We start from the raw sequence: 21,972 nt of genomic DNA, 5'->3' as shown, positions 1-21,972 counted from the left end.
ATCTAAAGCAAGTCGAGTTTAAAACATACGCGGCTTGCTTTTTTAAAGATTTTTATTTTTTTATTTTACATAATCATTCATTTTACTCTTCTTGAAAAGGAAAACAACGTATAATAATGGGAAAGAATCTCTCTTAAAAGGAGGCCTATCCATGCACTTATCTTTTGATCACCTTGTTCATTTTTCACCTGATCCTATTAAGGCTCAGAAAGAACTAAACGAATACGGAATAAATGTCATTAAAGGCGGCATCCATGAAAAATGGGGAACGTTCAACACATTGGCTTATTTTAACCTGAGCTATATTGAGTGGCTTGGGCTTAGAGATATCGCGTTAGCTCAAAGCGTTACAGATAATGACCTTATTCAGCAGCTTGTTAACGAACATACACCGTTTGGTCATTTTGGTCGATTTGCACTCCGTACAGATGATATGGATTTGCTAATAAAAGAGCTGGAAAGCAAGAACGTCACTGTAAAAGGTCCTGTAGTGGGTTCTCGTCAAACCAATGATGGAGAAAAGCTGCAATGGAAAATGTGTTTTATTGAAGATGACCACGATTCTCTGCCTCTTCCTTTTTTTATTGAATGGGGTGAACCAGAAGAAAAACGCAAGCCAAAGCTAGCGGCTCTTTCTTCCCACCAAGCTGGTCAGCTGCAGCTAAAAAATATTTACTGTGCTGTACATAACCTTGAAGAATCCATCAGCAAGTGGACGAAACTGCTGGATGTTCAGTCTGGCGAAAGCTACAAAGACTCTTTACTTGATGCATGTTGTCAAAAACTATATGTCAATGGAGGAAACCTTATTTTTTGCAGCGGAACACAAAGTGTTGTCCATGATACATTAAAAAAAGTTGGAGAGCGTCCATTTTTGGTTGAATTGGATCACGCCCTAACACCGCAACAAATTACCGTACAAGGAGCTTCTTTTAAATTCAACAAATAAACATCCGCCGGCGGATGTTTATTTCTGTGCTTCTTTTATAGCTCGATAAATGAAATGAGGCAAAATTTCAAAGGAATACTGAACGTCTAATCTTTCGGTCCATTGATGCGCATCTCTTCCCAGCGGTCCAATGTTCAGCACCGGCATCTTCAGCTCCTCTAGCTCTTCCAGCGGGATATGATACCCTTTATTCCATAGCGGCATATTTTCTACTAATGTGTTAAATGTATGAAGCGGATGCTGCAGGCTGGCATAGCTTAAATCCGAAATTCCGCCAAAATAACTTTGTTCAACTAGCTCCACTTGGAATTGCTCTTTGGCAATTGCCTGTACGTTTGACAAAATTCCTTGTACAAACGGATCATCATGTGAACAAACGGCCGGATAAAAAGGCGGCGTAAAAAATAAGACCATCATCGGAGCTGCTTCTTTACATAAACCAGCTAAAGAGTTTACTAATTTAATGGTTTTATTTCTGTCATCATCCTCTTGTGCCAAAAGTGCTGCTTCCATTTCGTGCACATATTTTTCACCGTGCTGTTTTACTGCATGAGTATAAAGTTCTTCATACGTCCATACGTTCACGTCAAGAGATGAACCCTCCATTCCCACAGCGTACTGCCTAGCGGCTTTATTATAATGTTTTTTTACATCCAAAGCCGCTAGGCTAGCTGATTTTAGCAGCAGATCTGTTACTTCTTTAAGAGAGCGGTTTAACATAAATAAATTAAATAAGACAACGGCAGAGTGCGGAACTTGAACTGAATACTCTTCTTTTAAATCTTTTTGTATCAGCACCGTAGGAGGTGGACTCGTTTCATCTCTTACTTTTTCGCAAAAATCAACGTTTAATTCTATTTCTTTTGTTAAATAAGAAGCTAGTAAATTAGCATTTAAACCAGCTAGCGGTTCTCCTACATGAGTTTCTTTTCCATAACACAAAAAGCTTGGCATGATCTTCCCAATCGATCCTGAGTACACATAGTTCGTTTGATCTCCAGGATAGCGGCTGAATACTGGCTCTGCATTTAGCATGAGAGAAAAATCCAGCTGATGTTTGCGGGCAAGTTCTAAAAGAACAGGCACTGCTTTTCTCATCCCAAGCGAATTTACTTCTTCATCCGGCACCGACAGCAGCAGGATGTTTCCGTCAAACTCTCCGTTGCATGCTCGTTCAATCATACTGATATGCAGGGCAATGCCTGCTTTCATGTCCATCGTTCCTCGGCCAAAAAGCCAGTCTCCTTTTATCATATCTTTTTGTACGTGCGTCGGAACTTCTTCCATATGGTTATAAAAAGTGCTCGTTAACGTATCAGCGTGAAAAGCATCCTTTTTCCAGTGTCCATAATCTTGTACATCCACTACATCGTAATGACTTACTAGTACAACTGTTTTATTCGTACTTTTCCCTTGAACAAAAGCTGTGACAATCGATCGCCCGTCTCCTGTTGAATGAAGCTCGACTTGCTCGTTTCTTTGAAAGTAAGGCAGCTTCAATAAATAAGACGCTATCGATTCAGCCATTTCCACTTCTGCCATCGTTCCTGTCACGCTAGGTATAGAAACCAATTCGCTTACAAGTTTTTTTAACTGTTCTTTTGTTTGATACAAAGATGTTTTGTTCGACATACCCTTCATCTCTTTCCTTTTTCTAAATTTTCTATCAAACAAAACCATTCGTCAATCCCTTTGACAGAGACCCTTTCATTCTATCCCTATGTATCATAGTATGGCGCTGCCTTTACGCACATGATAAAAAAAGAGTGTGCGGCTAGGGATAGCACCGCACACTCTTTTTTTACTTTTCGTCATCTTCTAAAAAGTCTAGGATACGATCAATAAGCTGTTCGCTTCCTGCATCGTTTCCGTGTTCAAGAGACATTTCCATTTCAATGCTCCTTTCATAAAATATTCTTGTTTTATAACATACCACAATTCATTTCGAATGTAACCTTTAATTTGTGTAAAAATTTCGACAATTTATTATTAATTTTAAAATCTAGTGAATATTGATTATACCCACCAGGTTCTTTGCTTGTCAAAAACCATGCTTTCTATTTAAGAACACTTAAAAAATAGAGGCGCGAGCAGACTTCTTCTATAAAAGACAGCCTACTCGCTCAAGCTTGGAACAGCATGATGAATAAATTTCTAGTTCATTTGCTTTTTGTACATCTTTAATATCTATGCCTACAGCATATGTACGAACATGGTTTTCGACCACAATTTCATAAAATGTTTCTAATTCACGATAAGCTACTTGATAATGCTTTCCTAATAATTTCACTGCTTCCTTTAATGCTTTCTCTCCTGTATGTGCTGCAACTGCTGTATGACTCATAAAACCCTCTCCTTTTAGAAAAATAAAAAAAACTCATTTTGCTTTGATGCAAAATGAGTTTTTCACCCGTTTTATCACCCAAAGCACATGCTTTGCTGGTAGGAGCACCTTACATTCGTAGGTTGCTGTGGAGTCAAAGAGCCAGATCTCTCGTCCACTCGTGATAACTTTTTTAATTTAAAATTTATTTTATCAAACAATTTTATCCGCGTAAATAGAAAAATAAAAATATTTTAATTTTTTTGGTAATGGAATGAATTCAAAAAATGAAAACTTAGATTAGCAAAATAAGAAGCTGCTACAAGTAATGCCTCTTCATTTAATGAAAAAGAAGGATGGTGCCATTCATATTCTCCAGCTGTACCCATCCATACAAAAAATCCTGGTACATGCTGCTGATATACGGCAAAATCTTCTCCTCCAGGCGATTGTTCAGCTTCTACGACTTGATAACTAAGATCCTCTGCCGCTTTAATAGCCAGTTTTTCCAGCGTATCATCATTGTTTACTACAGGAAGATATGGATACCATTTAACGTCTACTGAAGCCCCGAAAGCTGCGCCAATCCCTTCAGCAGTTCGTTTCATAAGAGCCGGTATTTTTTCTCTCGCTTCTTCTTGAAAGGTACGCACTGTTCCTTCAAGTGTTACTTTGTCAGGAATGACGTTCCACGAGTTCCCTCCATGGATTTGAGTTATGCTGACAACAACATTTTGAAATGAGCTGAGATTACGGCTGACAATGGTTTGTAAACTAGTAACAATTTGACCAGCAGCAGCAATCGGATCTATTGTTTTTTCAGGAATACCCGCGTGACCTCCTACTCCCTTGACGTCAATTTCAAAACGATCAACACTTGCCATTAAAGGTCCCGGTTTGATACCAATCGTTCCTACAGGAAGATCCGGTTTGTTATGCATCCCAAATATCGCTTCCACTCCTTCGAGCACACCTTTTTCAACTAGCATTTTTGCCCCAGAAGCCGTTTCTTCGGCTGGCTGAAAGATAAATCGAACCGTGCCGCAAAGCTCCTGCTGACGCTCTTTAAGAAGAATGGCTGCTCCGATTATAGAAGCCGTATGAAAATCATGGCCGCATGCGTGCATAACACCGTTCACTTCAGAAGCAAATGGCAGATTGGTTTTTTCTTCAATTGGCAGCGCATCAATATCAGCTCGAATAGCGATAGTAGGTCCCGGCTTTCCTCCCACAATTTCTGCTACTGCTCCTACATCTAATTGGAATGCATCCGCTATAGAAATATCATAGTGCTTTAACCACTTTTTAATACGTTTAGTTGTTTCATATTCTTTCATTGAAAGCTCTGGAAACCGATGCAGCTCACGGCGTATGTCTATTAGCTTATTTAGTAGTAATTGATTTGTCATATTTATCACTCTTTCACATTTCTTAATTTGGTGCACTCTTCTATCTTTTACGACAAAGAGTGTAACTCATTGAATTTTTTATAAAGAAATACGGTCGTATAACCTTCTGCAAGGTGCTTTTCTTTAGCTTGAACATATCCTTTTCGTTCATACATCTCAACTAACCAAGGATGTTCTTTTGCTGTTCCTAAAGACACACCTGGTGATTTAAACGTATTTTTTATTACCTCTTCCTCTACTAGATGCAGCAGCTTAGATCCAACGCCTTTCCTCGCAAACGACGGGTCTACTGCAAACCACCAAAGATGCGGAACAGCAAACGGACCTGGATGTTCTCCCCAAGGCATTCGTATAGACACAGTTGCAGCGGTTCTTTTATCTTCCTCATATACATAGCAAAGGTTTTGAGAAATATTTTTCTTAACGAGGGCAAGATCAGCAGTAGCTGCTAAGAAAGGAATGCCTAGCTCTCGAATAGGCTTATATGCTTGTAGAGTTAAGTTCAATAAGTTATCTGCGTCGTCATTTGTTGCCAAACGGAATTTATTTTTCATCTCTTCGTCTCCTTATGTAGTGCTTAAATATTTTATTTAACTTATAAGTTTACTAAGAATTAAAAAAGACAGACTGCCGCCTTGCGTACTCACTATACAACTGCTTTTATAACGTGTCAATTTTCATTATCTCTTTCTATGAAAGCTATCATAAAAACCAATACTTACAGTTTATTATACTGAACAAATATCAATAAATCCCCTTACGAAAGCCCTTTCATTACTTTCGTTAAATTTTCAACCGCAATTATAGAGCGACGTATGATAAAATAGAACACGGTAGTTGTAAGAAAAGCAAACAGAAATGTAATCACTAGCATAATCGAGGCTGCTTGCTCTTGTTTCATAATAAGATAATAATTTGTCACTTCAATTACAGTAAGTGTTATGACCATCATATATAGCATTTCACATGTAAACTTTGAAACGCTTTTTTTATTTTTCATTCCCTATACCATCTAAAGACATAGAATGTCTAATCTATATTAGTAGTATCGGCATATTTTTATATGTTTTTGTAAAAACTAAAGAAGAATTGAAGCAATTATTATTGGCGCTTTTCCACTAAATATTGGAATACATATCATTCTGCAAGGCGCTGCAACAGCAGTTGATAACTGTCTGATTATTCTTTCATTTGACCAAACTCTACCTTTGCTTATAAAATGAAGATTTGTAGAAAGGAGTACGAAAAATTTTATGTATACGTATCGAACAGGCAATCAAACAATTGACTACAAAATTGAAGTCGTTCCAAATAGAACCGATATCACGGTGCAAATTTGTGACAAAGAAGGGGTAAAAGTAATTATCCCGAGAGGTCTTAATGAAAACAATGTGCGTTCAATCATCGCACGCAAAGCAACATGGATTTTAAAACAACTAAACGGTTCACAGCCAGCTGAGGAAAAGCCAGCTGCTCCAAAGAAAGAAGCAGTAAAAAAAGAAACAGCTAAAAAAGAGGCTCCTAAAGCAGCAGCTTCTACAGCTAAAACTGGTTCTTTTGAAGAAGGAGACAAATTCCCTTACCTAGGACGTCAATACCGCTTAAACATCGTTCGTGGAGATGTACCAAAGGCTGAAATGACATTCCGTGCAAAATTCATTGCTACAGTACCTGAAAGCTGGAACGAGCAGCAAACAAATGAAGGTATTGGACAACTATTAACAGAATGGTACCAAGGCCGCGCAGGTGAAAAATTCCAAGAAGCTTTGAAATCTGTTAAAAAAGCAGCAGACAATGCTCCTGAATCTGTTAAGTGGGACGAGTTAGGTGAAGAATACGCTACGACTCAAGATAATACAATCGTATTAAACTGGCGTTTGCTAACAGCTCCTCTTGCAACAATTGAATATGTCATTGCTTCTCAATTTACAAATGCAGATGAGTTATTCGAAGATGCAGCTGAACGCAAACAGTGGTTAAGCGATAACACCCTAAACGCATTTTAAGTTTATACATAAAAAAAGCACGCGGCGAACGCGTGCTTTTTTTATTTTGATAGAAGTACTCGAATAATCTCACTGCTCAAAAATTAGTTAACCTGATAGGTTCATTCAAGTGCATCTTATAAACCAATATATAATATACATGTTTAAAGTTTTATTAACCTAATTTTAAAAGCAGTAAGTAAGACTAAACTTATTCTATAAAAAACTGCTTTCTATCCTTTTAATACTCTAAACGCTTCTCTTACTTTTCGTGCAAAATCTAACGGTGGCTCTACGGATTCAAAGTGCATATACATTGCTCTCGGTTCTTCAAATAGCCAATGGTTGTGAACGGCTGTAACCTTAATATCTCTTTTTCTAAGCTCCGTTAATAATGGATTTACCTCTTCTTGCAAAAGCACGGTTTCACCTAGATTTAGCGCTCTTCCTTTACTATCTAAATCTTCAAAAGTGAAAAATTGAGGAGTAACTAATGGAGAGCGTGTTGGACGCCCTAAAATTTTAAAACGAATCGTACGAAACTTTTGTACCAAACAAACACCATTTTCATCTAAACTGCCTTGTCCACCTAGAATTCTCGCAAACTCCTGACATAGACTCTTTTTATTTTCCCAACTCATTATGCTGACTTCCTCTCTTATAATAACTTGTCCTTCCTTAATAAATATATGTGAAAGTTATCAAGTAGAAACGGCAAACACACACAGGAAAACTACCCATTTTATAAATCCGGATTATCAAAAGTCATATTTATTTTTCTTTGTTCATATCAATAGCATGTATTTTTGAATTTAACTAAAAAGAGAAATTCAGATGCCCATTTAAAGAATTTACTTAAACAGTTTTTTTAAATTGAATTTGTAGGGGGAAGTAAAATGAAAAAAATAGGCAAAGATGATTTTATTTCAGGGTTTGTTCCTCATCATAATCATGGCTCAGTGGACTACACTTCTGTTGCGTCAGGACATGTCCATCAGTGCCTCGATGTAACGTCTCCTCCAATTCAAAGCGAGGATGGAAGCCACATTCACTACACAGAAGGCTATGTTGTTTTTGAAGACGGACATACCCATCATTACAAAGCCTACTCCGGCCCAGCTATTCCCGTTGGAAACGGTATGCACGTTCACCATTATGACTTTTATACCAGCGAAGACAACCAGCATCGTCATCATGTTAAAGGTGTAGACCACCCTGCTCCGGGCGATAGATAATGAAGTGATTTATGAGAATTAAACCAAAATCTCAGCTTCTGTACTAATTCTTATCTTGCGTTTATATAACTCCTTTAATAAAAGTGAGACCTTTAATAGATAAAGGTCTCTTTGGACATATATGATTTAAATGAAAGTCTCTCCCTCTGATTAAGCAAAAAAAGGATACGCGAGCTCTTTATTCCAAAAATTCGACATAACAGGTCTTTGGACATGTCAAAGTTTCTACACCAATCGATATATTGTGTTTTAAAAGAAAGATATATAATCAAGAAAATGTTTGATTTTGTTTAAATGTGGATACGTATACCTATAAGCAAGATAGCAAACACTTAAGATGAGTGGTTACGCTATAAAAGTTGTAATGACCATGTAAAGAAAGGAAGTGCAGCTTATGAAAGGACAGAGCTTTTTTATTTTAGGACTTATATTTGCTCTTATCATTGCTGTTTTAGCTGTAATTAACAACGATCCGGTACAATTCAACTATGTATTTGGTTCACAAAAATGGCCTCTTATTTTAATTATCTTAACAACGGCTGTGTTTGGAGGAGTTGTTGCTGCTTCATTAAGTTTTGTAAAAATTGTTCAATTAAGAGGACAAGTGAAGCAGAAAAACAAGCGAATTGCTGAACTGGAAGAAGAAATTAAGCAGCATAAGCCTGTTGAGCCTGTTGTGGAAGAAGAACCAAATCAACCAGCTACTCGAACTGAGCGCGCTCAGTTATAATAAAAAAAAGCCGTTATTCTAGAGAATAACGGCTTTTTTCATTTTTTGTTCCGCCAAGCATACTTTTGGCATACACGCATAAACAGATAAATATGGAAAACTTTAGTTCTGAATGGTACAATCAACACTGTTATATCTCTATGAAAAACTTAAATTGACAGTCTTACCGTTAAGAAGGTGTTCATCCATTATGATCAATAAAAAAATAAAGCGTGAAATCCTTACATACACAAGCGTCATCCTCGGCACCGTTTTGCTTTCTGTTGTCGTTCAGCACTATTGGTTTCAACCCTACACTGTAAAAGGCGATTCTATGAAGCCTATTTTGCACGAAGGCAATCGAATTATTATTAACAAACACAGCAAGCTGGAGCGCTTTGACATTGTCGTTTTGCAAGCTCCCTATAGCAGTGATTTTCTAGTAAAGCGTATTGTGGGCTTACCAGGAGAAACGGTCGAATACAAAGATGATGTTCTGTATATAAATAACAAAGTCAAAAAAGAGCCGCATCTTCATAAATATTTATCCAAAGTGCCCGCTTACGAGCGATTTACTGAAAATTTTTCCACGTACGAACTGTCTCCAGACGGCACAATACCGGATGGATACGTATTAGTGCTAGGTGACAACAGACGCATTAGCCGAGATGGCAGGCATTTTGGCCTCACTCCGATTTCTTCGATCATGGGAGAAGTCAATATGAAATACTGGCCTTTAAAGGAAATGACTTTTATGCATTAACACATAAAAAAGAAAGCTCAAAAGTGAGCTTTCTTTTTATTTTGGATTTTCCTTGTTTTCTACATGCTGTTCTTCTGCAAATTCTGTGTCATACGCTAGTTTTCGCTTAAAAGCCGGACGCGTTCTCGCTGTATGTTTGGTTTCAATATGGTTGAATAAGTAGCGGTGAACAAAAACCTCGGCAAATGTAATAATAGCTGCAGAAATAATACTTCCCCAAGCAATTTGAACGTAGCTGTCTAATAACAATGTGCCAAAAATCCATACGCTCATATAGGTTAGAACAAATTCAACAATAATGGCATCGCGATTGCCCACTCGAGGCAGTACAATTCGATCCACTACTAGATATGTCACAACTGTCGTTAGCAAGCTAAAAGAAATAATGTCTCCGATGGTTGCATCAAAAAACAAATCAAGTCCTATACCAAACGCAATAAGTGCCGCTGCAAATTTAATGAGCAATAATGTTGCATGATTCATATTTGAACCCTCCTTTTTCTATTTAATTTGAACAAAAATAGGGAAATTAATACCTTTTTTGCCAAGAAGGGTATAATATAAGCAAAGCCAGTACGTTTGAGACTGCTCTAGCGTACAAGAATGATTTGGGAGATGTTGTAATGATTGTACTAGAAAATAGCAAAATGAAAGTCAGCATTGAAGAAAAAGGAGCGGAAGTTGTAGAAGTATTTCATAAAGAAAAAGACCTGCAGTTTATGTGGAGCGGCGATCCCGCTTATTGGGGACGAGTATCGCCCGTATTGTTTCCGATTGTAGGCCGATTAAAAAATGATCAGTATACCGTTGATCAGCGCGTATACTCTTTGCCTCAGCACGGTTTTTTACGTGATTCTACTTTCAGCGTGATCGAGCAAACAAACGAAACAGCACGGCTGCAATTTGCTACAAACGGCCGTTTTAAAGACGTATATCCGTTTGAATGTTCAGTTGAAATTAGCTACCGTCTGGAAAGCAACATATTAACGTTTCAGTGGAAGGTAGTGAATGAAGATAAAGGCGATATGTATTTTTCAATTGGAGCCCACCCTGCTTTTCGTATTCCGTTACGTGAAAACGAGCAGATTTCTGATTACTTTTTAGAAATAGAGCCTTCTGAAACTACGCCGAAGGAATTTGTATTAAAAGACGCTCTTATTCATGAAAAAGGGGCTGCAGAAAATTTGCACCAGCTGCCGCTAAGCGCAGATTTATTTGCAAATGATGCGTTAATTTTTAGTCATATTGACGGAATTACGATTAAATCGCCGGTTAATGAAAATCAAATTAACGTTCAGTTTAATGATTTCCCGTATGTCGGTATTTGGTCAAAGTATGATGCAGAAAATCATACAATCGCTCCTTTTCTTTGCATCGAACCTTGGTTTGGAATTGCAGATACGCATGATCATAACGGAAATTTCAAAGAAAAATTAGGCATCAACCGTTTATCAAAAGACGGTGTATTTCAAACAGAGTTCTCTGTTTCCTTTAGCTAATGCAAAAAGCCTATTTGGATACCTCCAAATAGGCTTTTATATTAGTTATTTACAACATCACTATTTTTTAGCGCATGGACTTGCTCTATTAGCTTCTGAACGTATTCTTCGCTGAGTACACCTGTTGCTCCTCGAATAATTTCAGTCGAATAATGATCCGGAGGTGCGACTTCTTTTTCTTTATTTAATACAAAAAAAGTAAGAACATGATCCACCATCTTACCTTCATGCTCGACAGAGATAATGGCAGGACGATAGCCGTTATTATCTACCCCTTCTCTGCCATACAAATACGTAATCGCTTCGGGCGGCACGCGGTACAGTTTACCTTCAACGACTCCGCCTTCTTCAACCATGTCTGCACGTCCTCCGTCATGAATAACGTGGTTATATCGAAGCGTATAGCCTTTGAAAACAGCTCTGCCGAGACAGTCCCGGAAATGCTGATCAACGCCGTGCTGAATAAAACGATCGTTATCCATACATGAACCGTAAGCAAAATACAGCATGCCTTCTAATAAATCTTCTTTCCACACGCGCCAGTTTCCGCCCGGGATAAATTCGTGCAGCAGGGAACGGTCTCTTGCTACATACACAACGGCTTCAAATTCACCTTGGTCCGTTTCAACCGTTTGCACAACTTTATCATATTCATTGTCTTTATGACCTTCATGAATGTACCCTTCTAATTCATCAAGAGCCTTCCACATAAGCTGATCGGTCACTTCATATACTTCTCCGTACACAATATGTTCACTGTCGATATCAAGCATCGGATAGCCTTGCTTTGTGTCATATAATTTCCCTTTCGTTTTTGCCTGCTTGGCAATAGGGCGCGCATGATGCAGCAATCCGTGATTACCTTCTCCTTCAAGAAGCGTTCCGTATACAAATAAATAATTGCACATACTCCTTATTCCCCCTCTTTCTCTTCATAAAGCTCTAGCGGTAACCCGTCCGGATCAGCAAAAAATGTGAATTTTTTTCCCGTTAGTTTATCTACCCTAATAGGTTCCACATCAATCCCTTGCTGCTCTAGTTCACGCTTGGAATCCTCTACGCTTTCAACCGCAAAAGCTAAATGGCGTAAGCCGCACGCTTCAGGTCTTGAAGGACGTTGTGGCGGATTTGGAAACGAGAACAACTCAATTTGATAGCCAGGAGCTACTTCTAAATCTAGCTTATATGAATCTCTTTCTTTTCTATATGTTTCTTCTATAATCTTGCATCCTAACACATTTACATAAAAAGCTTTTGAACGTTCATAATTACTTCCTATAATGGCTACGTGGTGCATTCGTTTTAAATTCATTTCATTCTCCCATAAAAACCCTTTTCTAATCATCCTACACAAAATGCCGGCAAACATCAAATAATTACGTTATCACCTTTAACTAGAGTGATAAAAGTCACGGACATAGCGCCTCATAACAAGTAACATAACAACGAGGTGAATAACATGATTTCGTTAACATTTAAAGCAAGAATTGACAAACTCAAAATTTAGATTCGTTAAAAGAAGAAGCTGCTATTATGCACCGTATTGCTGATCAGCTATCTCCAATGAGTGCTGAGTTCATAGAATATACTGAACGTATTCAATATGTGTATGAACGCATGCACATTATCGTACGTCATCCTACTAAAAAACTCGCTTAATACAAGCGAGTTTTTTTATAAAATCTTTGTCAAACTACCTTATTTTGAGATATACTGAATGCTAATAAAAAAATGAAACTTTTTGATCTTACGCGCGTATACTTAATTACGATAGGATAAAAGATAAATAGTTACGTAGATAAAAACCATCACGTGATGGTTAACATAGTTAAAGGAGGTGGTATTCTGATGGGGTTGCGACATACAAAATTGGCGAACTTGCAGAGATGGCACATGTAACGAAACGCACGGTTGACTATTATACCAACATTGGGTTGTTAAAAGCAGAACGCTCTGCTTCTAACTATCGCTTTTATAACGATGAAGCGCTGAAACGTCTTTACTTAATTGAAAAATTAAAAAGCGAAGGCCGTTCTCTTGAAGAGATTTCTTCTCTATTTTCTATAGAGCAATCCGAGAATAGCCACTCCAAAGACGAATTAGCATCCAAATTTTACGTACTAAACGACAGTTTAAAAGAAGTTGCACCGCTTATGGAGAAGCTTAATGAAGAAGATCGAAAAGTAATGATGAATCGGCTTTCACCAGAAAGCGTCACTCTTTTGCACTCTTTACTGCTGCTGCTGTCGTAAATTTATTATTTACAGGAGGTGTTTACTTACTTTATAGCACTATAAAGTAAGTATATTCATTGATAACCATTAACTTAATTATTTTTGCGATTTTAATTGTACTCACTGCTTTTTTCGTTGCTTCAGAGTTTGCAATTGTGAAGCTTCGTAGTTCACGGGTAGATCAACTTGTTGCTGAAGGAAAAAAAGGAGCGAATGCGGTTAAAACCGTGACGACACACTTAGATGAGTATTTATCTGCGTGTCAGCTTGGTATTACGATTACTGCTTTAGGACTCGGTTGGTTAGGAGAACCGACTGTTGCGAAGATTTTAGAACCCCTGTTTGAAAAATTGGGTGTTGCTGCATCTTTAACACATATTCTTTCATTCATTATCGCATTTGCGCTTGTAACGTTTGTTCACGTAGTCGTTGGTGAATTAGCGCCAAAAACATTTGCGATTCAAAAAGCTGAAACAGTTACGTTATTGTTTGCTCGTCCGTTAATTTTATTCTATAAAATTATGTTCCCCTTCATTTGGTTACTAAATGGTTCTGCCCGTTTATTAACTGGAATGTTTGGATTAAAGCCAGCTTCAGAGCATGAACTTGCGCACAGTGAAGAAGAGCTGCGCATTATTTTATCAGAAAGTTTTAAAGGTGGGGAAATTAACCAGTCTGAATATAAGTACGTGAACAACATTTTCGAATTCGATAACCGTGTTGCTCGCGAAATCATGGTACCAAGAACAGAAATTTCAGCTGTTTCTGAAGACGACAGCATTGAAGATTTCTTAAAGCTTGCTGTAGAAGATCGCTACACCCGTTACCCTGTTACCGTTGACGGAGACAAAGATAACATTATCGGCTTAGTCAACGTCAAAGAGATTCTAAACGATGTCGTAATTAACGATGCGCTAAAAAAGCAAAGCGTGAAGCTTTATATGAATCCTATTATTCAAGTAATTGAAACCGTAGCGATTCAAGACCTATTGCGCTCGATGCAAAAGAAACGTACGCATATGGCTGTGTTGATTGACGAGTACGGCGGTACGGCTGGTATCGTTACCGTTGAAGATATTTTAGAAGAAATCGTTGGAGAAATTCGAGATGAGTTTGATACAGATGAAAAGCCGCTTGTTCAAAAAATCAGCGATCAGCACTTTGTCTTCAACTCAAAAGTACTGCTTGAAGAAGTCAACGAAGTACTTCATATCGAAATTGAAAACGACGATATCGATACAATTGGTGGCTGGATGCTAATGCAAAATATCGATATTCAAGAAAGCGAATCGTTCAAACTTTTTGGATACGAGTTTATTGCAAAAGAAATGGACGGTCACCAAATGAAAGAAGTAGAAGTACGTGCCCTTCCTGAAGAAGAACGCGTGCAGCCTGAAAGTCATTCACCAGAACAAGAAGTTACACAAGCATAATAGAAAGAGCCGCTTCTTCATGAAGCGGCTCTTTTTTTATCATTACTTTATCTTAATCATGCAGCAGCTTATACACAACGTTCTCTTCTGCATCTTCCCCAGTCTTTTCCTTCGCTTGGTCCATCGTGCCGACAAATTCCAGCTTTCCTTCCTTTAAGACCGCAAACCGATGACACACGTCTAAGATCTCATTCAAATCATGGGTAATATAGATAATCGTCTTTCCTTTTGCCGCCAGCTGTTTAATATAACGAATGATCTCAAGCTTGGACTGCAAATCAATTCCGACTGTCGGCTCGTCCATTAACAAAACTGACGGTTCATGAATAAGTGAAACGGCTATATTTAGCTTTCGCTTCATGCCTCCTGATAAATTTTTCACTTTTTCCTTCCATCTTCCTTCGAGCTGTACAGCTGAGCAAAGAGACTGAAGCTGTTCATTCGACAGAGAGCGTGAAGTCATTTTGCTCCACATTTTCATGTTTTCTTTTACACTAAGCTCTTCCCACAGCGCTATGTCCTGTGGAACGTAGCCAATGACTTCTCGAATCGCTTTTTGATTTTTCTTAAGCGATAAGCCTCCAATCGTGACATTACCGCTTGAAGGAGCCGTAATGGTAGACAAAATAGACAGAAGCGTCGACTTACCAGCGCCGTTTGGTCCTAAAAGACCAATGACTTCTCCACTTTCTACGGTCAGCGTAACATTTGCTAACGACCGTTTTTTTCCGTATGTTTTGCTAACATTGTTAATTTCAATCATTTGATGCTCCTCACATTCCACACTATTTTAAACGCGCACAAACTTATACATGCAATGGAAGCAGCTATCTCTTTCCAAATGAACGTAAGCGGCAGTGCATGGTGATACAGAAGCAAATGCTGCGGAAGCCACTGACTTATTCTTTCAATCGTTGCAGAAAGCTCTCCTACCGGGAAAAAGCTCCCTCCTATTATACTGAGTCCTGTGACCATGACAACGCTGATCATATAATAAGATCCAACTCGCTGACTTTCACTTGCAAGCCACGTGCTAAAAGCAACGCACACAATCACATAGATACACATATACAGCAGCACACCGTAAGACTCTACTCCATACAGCCATTTAAATAGAACAAAGCTTATGAGAGCTTGAAGCACGTATAACACAGCATAAGCGGCACTGACGCTTCGAATATAACCGTAAAGTCCTTTTTGCATCGTTTTCATTCGTTTGAAAAGGTGCCTCCGCTCTTTAATCATCCAATCTGATGTGATGCAGCAAAGTAAAAGCGTAAAGAATCCCCATAGCGGCACGTATCCGGTCATTTGAACGCTCCCTTGCCTCGTATGCTTCGTTCCTTGCCCCTCGTAATCAATTGTCATCAGCGGCTTTGGCTTCCACTGGTTATCGGTATAACGATACGCTTCTTTCCATAAATCCGGTCCTGCATGAATGTTATAGACTTTATATAAAAAACGCACTTCATTTGCCGCTTTAACATTTGTCGTTAACCTTGTCACTTCACTCGCCACGACTTCTCGAACCGCTTCTATGGCAACAGAAGAAGGCAGCGTGAGCAAATCAATTACTCCTTGATAATTCCCCGCTTCTACTTCTTGTTGAAATCCGTGAGGAAACATAAAAATGCTGTCAATTTTATTTTTTGCCAGCTGCTTTCTCGCTTGTTCTTCGTTCAGAGAAAGAAACTGAATTTCTGTTGTTTTCTGTAGTCGATTGATCACTTGTTTAGACATTTTGCTGTGATCTTGATCGACAAGAGCAACGGGTATTTTTGAATCACTTTCTACTTTTGCTAAAAACGAGCTGCTAATAATCGTTCCTATTAAAGGCAAAAAGAAAATCATGATAACAAGCATAGGGCGCTTCAGCAGCTGCTTTATTTTTTCACTGATCATTTTCTCCACCGCCTTTGCGGAGTCATCACGTAGCCAACAGCAAGAACAAAACTTCCTGCTGCCGTAATGAGAATAGGCTTAAGGTAAAGAAAAGCTTCGTTTGTGTTATATCCATCAAATTCATAAAATAACAGCTCCAAGACGCGGGTGTTGAGTGACCACTTCTGAAAACCACTCGCCCAGTCTGGTAAATAGACGACGGGCACAACATGTCCACTTAAAATCGCACTCAGCAAAATAAACAGCAAACCGGTTATTTGATAAGCTTTTTGTGATAAAAAAAGAACACGAAGCAGTAAAAACAAACATAAAAAAGCAAACAAACTTCCGCTTATCCCTAAAAAAAGCTCTCCGTACGTACCGGTTACAGGCAGTTTCAATCCTTTAAGGAGGCTGCCAAACAAAACGACAGATACCGGTAGCAAAAGAACATACAGAGCCGTCAGCTGCGCTAAATAAATGTGGACAAACGATACACCTCTTGTTTTCATTCGAGCCAGCACGGGAGAAGTCTGCGTTTCACTAGCAAGCAGCCATCCGCTGTAGCTCCAAATCATAAGCAGCAAAGCAGCAAAAGACAGGACATAATATTGCTTCATATCCTGCTGAAAGAAACTCGTTTCTATTTGTTCATCAAATAAACTTCCTCTATCTAACACATGAAGCCCAAACGTCACCAAGCTTTTCTTAAACTCTGCGCGTCTATTTTCATCGGAAACATTTTCTTTTTCTAAAAAGGTATCAACCGTATTAATACCACTTTGAGCAGCTGACGTGTAGTCGGCTGCACTTTCCATCACGTAGCGAAACAGCTGTGACTGAAGCGGCTTATTGCTATTTCCAATGACGTGTAAAGGCTGATTTTTTCCATGAGCAATATCGTGACTAAAACCTTTTGGCAGCGTCACAATGGCTGCCACTTTATTTTGCTGCAGCAGCTGTTTAGCTTTCTGTTCATTCGTGTAAAGAGGCTTCATGATTCTGCGGAGCTTACCTTCAGTCAGCTGTTCGATGACGTACTTCGTTTGTGCAGTATCATCTTTATCCACAATTGCCACGGGGAACCGATTTACTCTCTCCTCACCTTGCATGGTCTGACTAATAATGATCCCTGCTCCAAGTAAAAACAGAGCAGGGATCATTATTAGCAGTATGAGAGATTTTATATTTTTCAATAGAGCTTTACATGTAAAAAGAGTCAAAGAGAAATATATCTTCATCTGCTTTGCACCTTTTAGTAACCAGCGGTTCCCATATTCATCATGAGACCTTGAACATTTTTAGCGAAATTTTCTTGAATCGACAGCATATCTTCAGGCGTTACATCTTTTACGTTTGTCGCATTAGATGCGTCAAGCTCTGGAATAGATGCTGATTTTTTTAATTGAGAAGCAGAGTCAATTTTTAACGTAACGTTTGCCGGATCTGCTTTTGGTCCTATTTTTGTACGAATATCAAACGAATAATCTGCTTTTCCTTTTGAAGCACTTATTGCTTGATTCTGCTTTACTTCCCCGTTTACTACTAGATCTTCTTGATCACCTAAGTCTAAAGAGAAAGTACGGTCAGCCGTTTGTTTCGCATCGGTTTTACCATTGATTACTGAATTCATTTTAAACGTCATATTCGTGTCTTCATCTTTTGAATCTTTTGTTAACAAATGAATAGACATGTTTTCTTTTCGTTTTTCACTTTCCGTTGTTACATTATTTTTCATATCAAACGTAAACGCATCATCGGTAGTGCTATCGGTTAAGACTGCTTTAAACTGCTTAGCCGTTTTGTTATCTTCATACGGAATATTTTTAGTCACTACGTTAAGTTTGCCTTTATCGTTAGAAGCATTTTTTACGCCCATGTTCATATCGCGCGCTACCACAATATCATCTTGAACGTACACAGTTGATTTAACACCGCCAGGGTAAGTCGTATCTTTTGCTTCTTTTTGGAAGTCTTGAAGACTTTCTTTTACTGATTTTTTCAATTCTTTTGGATCTGCCATATCTTTTAATTCTGGATTCGTTGCTGTCGAAGATTTAAACAGCTTAGATACGTGATTTGCATAGATGGTATGAAGCTTGTCATCTTTTGCTACCTTCGCAATAAGCTTATCCATAAATTGTTTTGTTTCTTTATCAGACATGTTAAGCGTCACGCTTGTTAACTGAAGCGTTTTGCCATTTGTTTTATAATCCACATTTTTTTCTTTTGTAAAATAATCGCTGTCTAGCTCATCATAAATGAACGTTCCGTACTCTTTTGCAATGTAGGTCTTTTCTTTTGCCGTTAACTTTAAGTCTTCTAAACTCACGTTGCTTGTGTTAATATCAAGCGTTTCAGGACCTGAATAAGAAGGATCGAACTTACGCGCTACCTGTCCATATTCGTCTAAGTTTAAATAGAAATATTCATTTGCTAGAATCGGGGCTTTAAAGCCTATTCTTTCTTTCGTTTGAAAACCTTCTAGATCAAGTGCTTTTGAACCGCCGATATTAAGAGCCAGTGAACCGTATCCTTCACTTTTTTTCGGATCTTGTTCCGCTTTAATTTTAATTTCAGCTTTACTGATAAGATCTTGAATCATTTTAAAGCTTGGATCATACGAAAGTGAATCCATGTTAAAGCCGCCTTTGATAGTAGCATTTGTGGTAGAAGGCTGCTTCATCGCTTTTTCCTGATAAGCCATCGTTTCACTGTACTTCGTTTCTAATTCATCAGCTGCTTTTTGATACGTATTTACTTCAGAAATTAAGTATAATTGCTTAGGAGATTTTTTAAATACCGTAGCAAATGTAATTGCTCCTCCAATAATCACAATTAAAGCTGCTAAAATGATAACCCATTTAGCCGGCGCTTTTTTGGGAGCGGGCGCTGTTTCTAGCGAAGCCGCTGTTTCGTCTGTTGTTCTGTTTTGATCTTTCTCACTCATCTACACCAGAACCTCCTATGTATTTTGTTATTCACTTTGTACATGATAAGGAAAGGTTTCCATAAATTCTACTACTTCGACAAAATAAGACAATAATTAGTCCGATAAACCGATGTCTTTCGGTTCAATATCGTGTGCAAAGTACTCTACTTAAGTACCTAATATATTGAAAATAAAACCAATTATTCAAAACTATCTCAATAACTATTAAAATAGTTAAATGACTTAACTTCTTATTTTTTACAATATATCCCTATTTTTAAGCATTTACACCTAAGGATTACGAAGCAGCGTTTTTCTATAGTCGATCTCTTTTTCCTTTAATCACATACAGGTGATATCTATGTACGCCTTTATGAAAACATGATAAAAAAAGCAGCGTTTTGTTCTGGTTCGAAAGGGAAATAATATAAGAAAGCTTTTTTCTTGCCGGTGATATAAAAATCGAGTAAAGTATTTCTAAATACATTTTACACAATTTAATTTGAGGATAGAAAAAGGAGGATATCATTATGAATATACGCGTCACTTCTTCTGCAAAAGAAGCGTTGCAGAACGTAGAACAAAATCAAATGATTCAGCTTTCTTTTGATCGAGGAAGCTGCGATATTGTTAATACAATTTATGAAATGAAGATCATCTCAAAGCGCAGCCTTCAACCCTATGAAAAAGTTGTAACGGTTGAAGACTTAGAATTTATTGTTGATGATGACATGGAAGAAGTGTACGACAATGAGCTGGTGATTGATCACGCAGCAGGTGCTTTTGTCTTCAAAAATCACAACCAAATTTTTAATAACCGCGTAGGATTGCGCTATATCAATTCATAGAAAAAAAAGCTGGGAACTCCCTGCTTTTTTTCTATGCATATGTTAGGAAACTCGCTTCTATCGATTGACCTTTAACCGCTCTTGGATAAATAACAAAACGTTCACAAGGCTATTTTCTTCATATACATTCACCTGCTGACGCTTAAATTCTCCTTGTTCATGGTAGTAAATAATATCTCCGGTTCCTTTGTCTTCATTCATATGTAAATGAAAACTAAGCGGTGTTGCCAAAATAGATCCGTCTTCATCTCGCTGAAGAATTTGACAAAGCGTTTGATTCCCTTGTTTTTCAGATAAAAAGTCATAGCCAAATTGACGTGCTAACTTCTCCACTTGTGCAGCAATAAGAGCTGTAATCTGTTGATTGTCTTTCATAAGCAGTATTTCTCCTTACTTCATCTCATTAGGGTTTTATTATTAGTATACTATATCTTAAACTTCTGGAGCTAACGACTTAACCTGTGCAAATCATGACCACATGTCCATCCGGATCTTTTATAGTAAAAAACGAAAAATCCTCAAAAGAAGTAATCGGAGAATCAATCGTATAGTGCAGCCCTCTAACAAATTCATACGCTTCTTTAATATCTTCAGTATGAAAATTAAAAATTGGATGGAAACTAACCGCTATTTGTTTTTCTTTTCCTTCAGGACCTGCGTCTAGCGTTAATCCTGTTTCTCCATCAATTTTAAGATTATATACTGGGTTCTTAACCTCGCTCATCTTGTACTCTTGATTCAATAACTCGCTATACCATTTTACCGAAGTTTTTAAATGAGATACGTGGATAAATACCGTATTCATTTTATTGAAAACAGGACTCGGCATTTTTAATCCTCCTTTTTGTTTTTGGTTCATTCTATACCATTATCCACGTATCACTTTATACCTGCTATTCCCTTAACTTTTGCTCATATATACAAAAAAGCTTGCGAATACTATTCACAAGCTTTTTCTTCATGAAAAATATGTATGCTGTACAACTACAATCACAACCGCAATTAAAATCGAAGGCAGTAAATTCGCAACTTTGATCTTAATAATTTCTAATAAATTAATTCCAATCGCTAAAATTAACACGCCGCCTACTCCTGTGACTTCGGCAATGATACTATTCATTAAATCTTGCGGCACGACCGCATTAATTTGCGTAGCAAATAACGCAATGATGCCTTCGTACAGAAATACGGGCACAGCTGAGAAAATGACGCCTATTCCAAGCGTAGTCGTTAATAATAATGAGATAAATCCATCCATCACCGCTTTCGTAAACAATACGCTGTGATCGCCGCGTATTCCGCTGTCTAATGCCCCTACAATCGCCATCGCTCCAATGACAAAAATTAACGTCCCTGTTACAAAGCCCTGTGAAATACTGAATATTTGCTTGTCATTTTGCTGAGATTGAAATTTTCGTTCAATCATATTGCCTAAAAGGTTTAGCTTTTCATCTAAATCAATGAACTCACCAATAACCGCTCCAATGGCTAAGCTCAAAATCACAATTAAAAACTGATGACTTTTAAAGCCCATTTGCAAACCGAGCGTGATAACGGATAAACCCATCACTTGCATCACCGTCACGCTTACTTTTTCAGGAATGCGGTGAGCAAGCTTGCCCATTAATGTTCCTACAACAATCGCTAGTCCATTTACTAATGCTCCTATAATAAACATGCTGTCACCTTTACCATGAATAATGCCGTTTCTTTTTTCATTTGTTCTACTCCCTCTCTGCTCCGCACTAGCTGTATCAAACACACTAAATTTT

Annotated in this window: 26 protein-coding genes and 1 riboswitch; of the genes, 10 read left to right on the top strand and 16 right to left on the bottom strand. The window is 38.0% G+C overall.

Annotated elements, in window-relative coordinates; genetic code table 11:
* Nucleotides 1-151: 151 nt before the first annotated feature.
* Complete coding sequence (locus LIS78_RS06080) at nucleotides 152-949, top strand: VOC family protein (RefSeq protein ID WP_209151168.1); 798 nt, start codon at nucleotides 152-154, stop codon at nucleotides 947-949.
* Between the two features lie 18 nt (nucleotides 950-967).
* On the opposite strand, the gene LIS78_RS06075 is transcribed toward LIS78_RS06080, so the two are convergent.
* The 5 genes from LIS78_RS06075 to LIS78_RS06055 form a co-directional block, all read right to left on the bottom strand.
* Nucleotides 968-2,581 carry a M20/M25/M40 family metallo-hydrolase gene (locus LIS78_RS06075; protein WP_252284832.1) on the bottom strand — a complete coding sequence of 538 codons (1,614 nt, stop codon included), beginning with the start codon at nucleotides 2,579-2,581 and terminating at the stop codon, nucleotides 968-970.
* 469 nt (nucleotides 2,582-3,050) lie between these two features.
* The gene (locus LIS78_RS06070) at nucleotides 3,051-3,293 is read right to left on the bottom strand and encodes a hypothetical protein (RefSeq protein WP_028414204.1); all 243 of its coding nucleotides are present in this window, start codon (nucleotides 3,291-3,293) and stop codon (nucleotides 3,051-3,053) included.
* Nucleotides 3,294-3,361: 68 nt separating this feature from the next.
* Nucleotides 3,362-3,463, bottom strand: a riboswitch (SAM riboswitch).
* Nucleotides 3,464-3,526: 63 nt separating this feature from the next.
* Nucleotides 3,527-4,681, bottom strand: coding sequence for a M20 peptidase aminoacylase family protein (locus LIS78_RS06065; protein ID WP_252284831.1), 1,155 nt, complete (start codon nucleotides 4,679-4,681; stop codon nucleotides 3,527-3,529).
* 47 nt (nucleotides 4,682-4,728) lie between these two features.
* Nucleotides 4,729-5,235: a GNAT family N-acetyltransferase gene (locus LIS78_RS06060; RefSeq protein ID WP_209151165.1), complete on the bottom strand. Its 507-nt coding sequence runs from the start codon at nucleotides 5,233-5,235 to the stop codon at nucleotides 4,729-4,731.
* Nucleotides 5,236-5,438: 203 nt separating this feature from the next.
* The gene (locus tag LIS78_RS06055) at nucleotides 5,439-5,633 is read right to left on the bottom strand and encodes a hypothetical protein (RefSeq protein WP_252284830.1); all 195 of its coding nucleotides are present in this window, start codon (nucleotides 5,631-5,633) and stop codon (nucleotides 5,439-5,441) included.
* Nucleotides 5,634-5,934: 301 nt separating this feature from the next.
* Here LIS78_RS06055 and LIS78_RS06050 point away from each other — a divergent pair, with 301 nt between their 5' ends.
* Entirely contained in the window at nucleotides 5,935-6,687 is a 753-nt protein-coding gene (locus LIS78_RS06050; protein ID WP_252284829.1) for a M48 family metallopeptidase, read from the top strand.
* Nucleotides 6,688-6,899: 212 nt separating this feature from the next.
* Here LIS78_RS06050 and LIS78_RS06045 read toward each other — a convergent pair whose 3' ends face one another.
* Nucleotides 6,900-7,307, bottom strand: a complete 408-nt coding sequence (locus LIS78_RS06045; RefSeq protein ID WP_016763340.1) for a DUF1259 domain-containing protein — start codon at nucleotides 7,305-7,307, stop codon at nucleotides 6,900-6,902.
* 255 nt (nucleotides 7,308-7,562) lie between these two features.
* Here LIS78_RS06045 and LIS78_RS06040 point away from each other — a divergent pair, with 255 nt between their 5' ends.
* From LIS78_RS06040 to lepB, 3 genes are all read left to right on the top strand, one after another.
* The gene (locus LIS78_RS06040; RefSeq protein WP_195780875.1) at nucleotides 7,563-7,901 is read left to right on the top strand and encodes a YmaF family protein; all 339 of its coding nucleotides are present in this window, start codon (nucleotides 7,563-7,565) and stop codon (nucleotides 7,899-7,901) included.
* A 394-nt stretch (nucleotides 7,902-8,295) separates the two neighbouring features.
* Complete coding sequence (locus LIS78_RS06035; RefSeq protein ID WP_014461129.1) at nucleotides 8,296-8,631, top strand: LapA family protein; 336 nt, start codon at nucleotides 8,296-8,298, stop codon at nucleotides 8,629-8,631.
* 190 nt (nucleotides 8,632-8,821) lie between these two features.
* Nucleotides 8,822-9,373 carry a signal peptidase I gene (gene lepB / locus LIS78_RS06030; protein ID WP_048020272.1) on the top strand — a complete coding sequence of 184 codons (552 nt, stop codon included), beginning with the start codon at nucleotides 8,822-8,824 and terminating at the stop codon, nucleotides 9,371-9,373.
* Nucleotides 9,374-9,409: 36 nt separating this feature from the next.
* Here the strand turns inward: lepB and LIS78_RS06025 are convergent, their stop codons facing one another.
* Nucleotides 9,410-9,856, bottom strand: coding sequence for a YndM family protein (locus LIS78_RS06025; RefSeq protein ID WP_016763336.1), 447 nt, complete (start codon nucleotides 9,854-9,856; stop codon nucleotides 9,410-9,412).
* A gap of 140 nt (nucleotides 9,857-9,996) precedes the next feature.
* Between LIS78_RS06025 and LIS78_RS06020 the strand changes: the two genes are divergently transcribed.
* Complete coding sequence (locus tag LIS78_RS06020) at nucleotides 9,997-10,872, top strand: aldose 1-epimerase family protein (protein WP_209151163.1); 876 nt, start codon at nucleotides 9,997-9,999, stop codon at nucleotides 10,870-10,872.
* Nucleotides 10,873-10,913: 41 nt separating this feature from the next.
* Here LIS78_RS06020 and LIS78_RS06015 read toward each other — a convergent pair whose 3' ends face one another.
* Nucleotides 10,914-11,780: a gamma-glutamylcyclotransferase family protein gene (locus LIS78_RS06015; protein ID WP_252284828.1), complete on the bottom strand. Its 867-nt coding sequence runs from the start codon at nucleotides 11,778-11,780 to the stop codon at nucleotides 10,914-10,916.
* Between the two features lie 5 nt (nucleotides 11,781-11,785).
* Nucleotides 11,786-12,184, bottom strand: coding sequence for an SMU1112c/YaeR family gloxylase I-like metalloprotein (gene gloA2, locus LIS78_RS06010; RefSeq protein ID WP_195780879.1), 399 nt, complete (start codon nucleotides 12,182-12,184; stop codon nucleotides 11,786-11,788).
* 221 nt (nucleotides 12,185-12,405) lie between these two features.
* Between gloA2 and LIS78_RS31285 the strand changes: the two genes are divergently transcribed.
* From LIS78_RS31285 to LIS78_RS06000, 3 genes are all read left to right on the top strand, one after another.
* Nucleotides 12,406-12,531, top strand: a complete 126-nt coding sequence (locus tag LIS78_RS31285; RefSeq protein ID WP_286676949.1) for a hypothetical protein — start codon at nucleotides 12,406-12,408, stop codon at nucleotides 12,529-12,531.
* A gap of 209 nt (nucleotides 12,532-12,740) precedes the next feature.
* Nucleotides 12,741-13,124 carry a MerR family transcriptional regulator gene (locus LIS78_RS06005; RefSeq protein WP_280640315.1) on the top strand — a complete coding sequence of 128 codons (384 nt, stop codon included), beginning with the start codon at nucleotides 12,741-12,743 and terminating at the stop codon, nucleotides 13,122-13,124.
* Between the two features lie 59 nt (nucleotides 13,125-13,183).
* A complete protein-coding gene (locus LIS78_RS06000; RefSeq protein WP_252284827.1) occupies nucleotides 13,184-14,539 on the top strand; it encodes a hemolysin family protein in 1,356 nt (451 codons plus the stop codon).
* A gap of 52 nt (nucleotides 14,540-14,591) precedes the next feature.
* On the opposite strand, the gene LIS78_RS05995 is transcribed toward LIS78_RS06000, so the two are convergent.
* Genes LIS78_RS05995 through LIS78_RS05980 form a run of 4 tightly spaced genes read right to left on the bottom strand, consistent with a single transcriptional unit; the run spans nucleotide 14,592 to nucleotide 19,370 of the window.
* Nucleotides 14,592-15,302 carry an ABC transporter ATP-binding protein gene (locus LIS78_RS05995; protein ID WP_195780883.1) on the bottom strand — a complete coding sequence of 237 codons (711 nt, stop codon included), beginning with the start codon at nucleotides 15,300-15,302 and terminating at the stop codon, nucleotides 14,592-14,594.
* Entirely contained in the window at nucleotides 15,299-16,441 is a 1,143-nt protein-coding gene (locus LIS78_RS05990; RefSeq protein ID WP_252284826.1) for an ABC transporter permease, read from the bottom strand. Before LIS78_RS05990 ends, LIS78_RS05995 begins: the two co-directional genes overlap by 4 nt.
* Nucleotides 16,438-17,661 (bottom strand): ABC transporter permease, encoded by a 1,224-nt coding sequence (locus tag LIS78_RS05985; RefSeq protein WP_252284825.1) that lies wholly within the window; start codon nucleotides 17,659-17,661, stop codon nucleotides 16,438-16,440. Before LIS78_RS05985 ends, LIS78_RS05990 begins: the two co-directional genes overlap by 4 nt.
* A gap of 14 nt (nucleotides 17,662-17,675) precedes the next feature.
* Complete coding sequence (locus tag LIS78_RS05980) at nucleotides 17,676-19,370, bottom strand: DUF6583 family protein (RefSeq protein ID WP_252284824.1); 1,695 nt, start codon at nucleotides 19,368-19,370, stop codon at nucleotides 17,676-17,678.
* A 512-nt stretch (nucleotides 19,371-19,882) separates the two neighbouring features.
* Between LIS78_RS05980 and LIS78_RS05975 the strand changes: the two genes are divergently transcribed.
* Nucleotides 19,883-20,200: an iron-sulfur cluster biosynthesis family protein gene (locus LIS78_RS05975; RefSeq protein WP_057238823.1), complete on the top strand. Its 318-nt coding sequence runs from the start codon at nucleotides 19,883-19,885 to the stop codon at nucleotides 20,198-20,200.
* Nucleotides 20,201-20,257: 57 nt separating this feature from the next.
* Here the strand turns inward: LIS78_RS05975 and LIS78_RS05970 are convergent, their stop codons facing one another.
* The 3 genes from LIS78_RS05970 to LIS78_RS05960 form a co-directional block, all read right to left on the bottom strand.
* Nucleotides 20,258-20,575 carry a hypothetical protein gene (locus LIS78_RS05970; protein WP_013082157.1) on the bottom strand — a complete coding sequence of 106 codons (318 nt, stop codon included), beginning with the start codon at nucleotides 20,573-20,575 and terminating at the stop codon, nucleotides 20,258-20,260.
* 79 nt (nucleotides 20,576-20,654) lie between these two features.
* On the bottom strand, nucleotides 20,655-21,029 hold the full coding sequence (locus LIS78_RS05965; RefSeq protein ID WP_252284823.1) for a VOC family protein: 375 nt from the start codon (nucleotides 21,027-21,029) through the stop codon (nucleotides 20,655-20,657).
* 129 nt (nucleotides 21,030-21,158) lie between these two features.
* Nucleotides 21,159-21,878, bottom strand: coding sequence for a DUF554 domain-containing protein (locus tag LIS78_RS05960; protein WP_209151709.1), 720 nt, complete (start codon nucleotides 21,876-21,878; stop codon nucleotides 21,159-21,161).
* Nucleotides 21,879-21,972: the final 94 nt, after the last annotated feature.

The sequence above is a fragment of the Priestia megaterium genome (assembly GCF_023824195.1).
GTDB classification, from domain to species: Bacteria; Bacillota; Bacilli; order Bacillales; family Bacillaceae_H; genus Priestia; species Priestia megaterium_D.
Note: the sequence above shows the minus strand (reverse complement) of the source record. Positions and strands in the feature narration are given on the sequence as shown.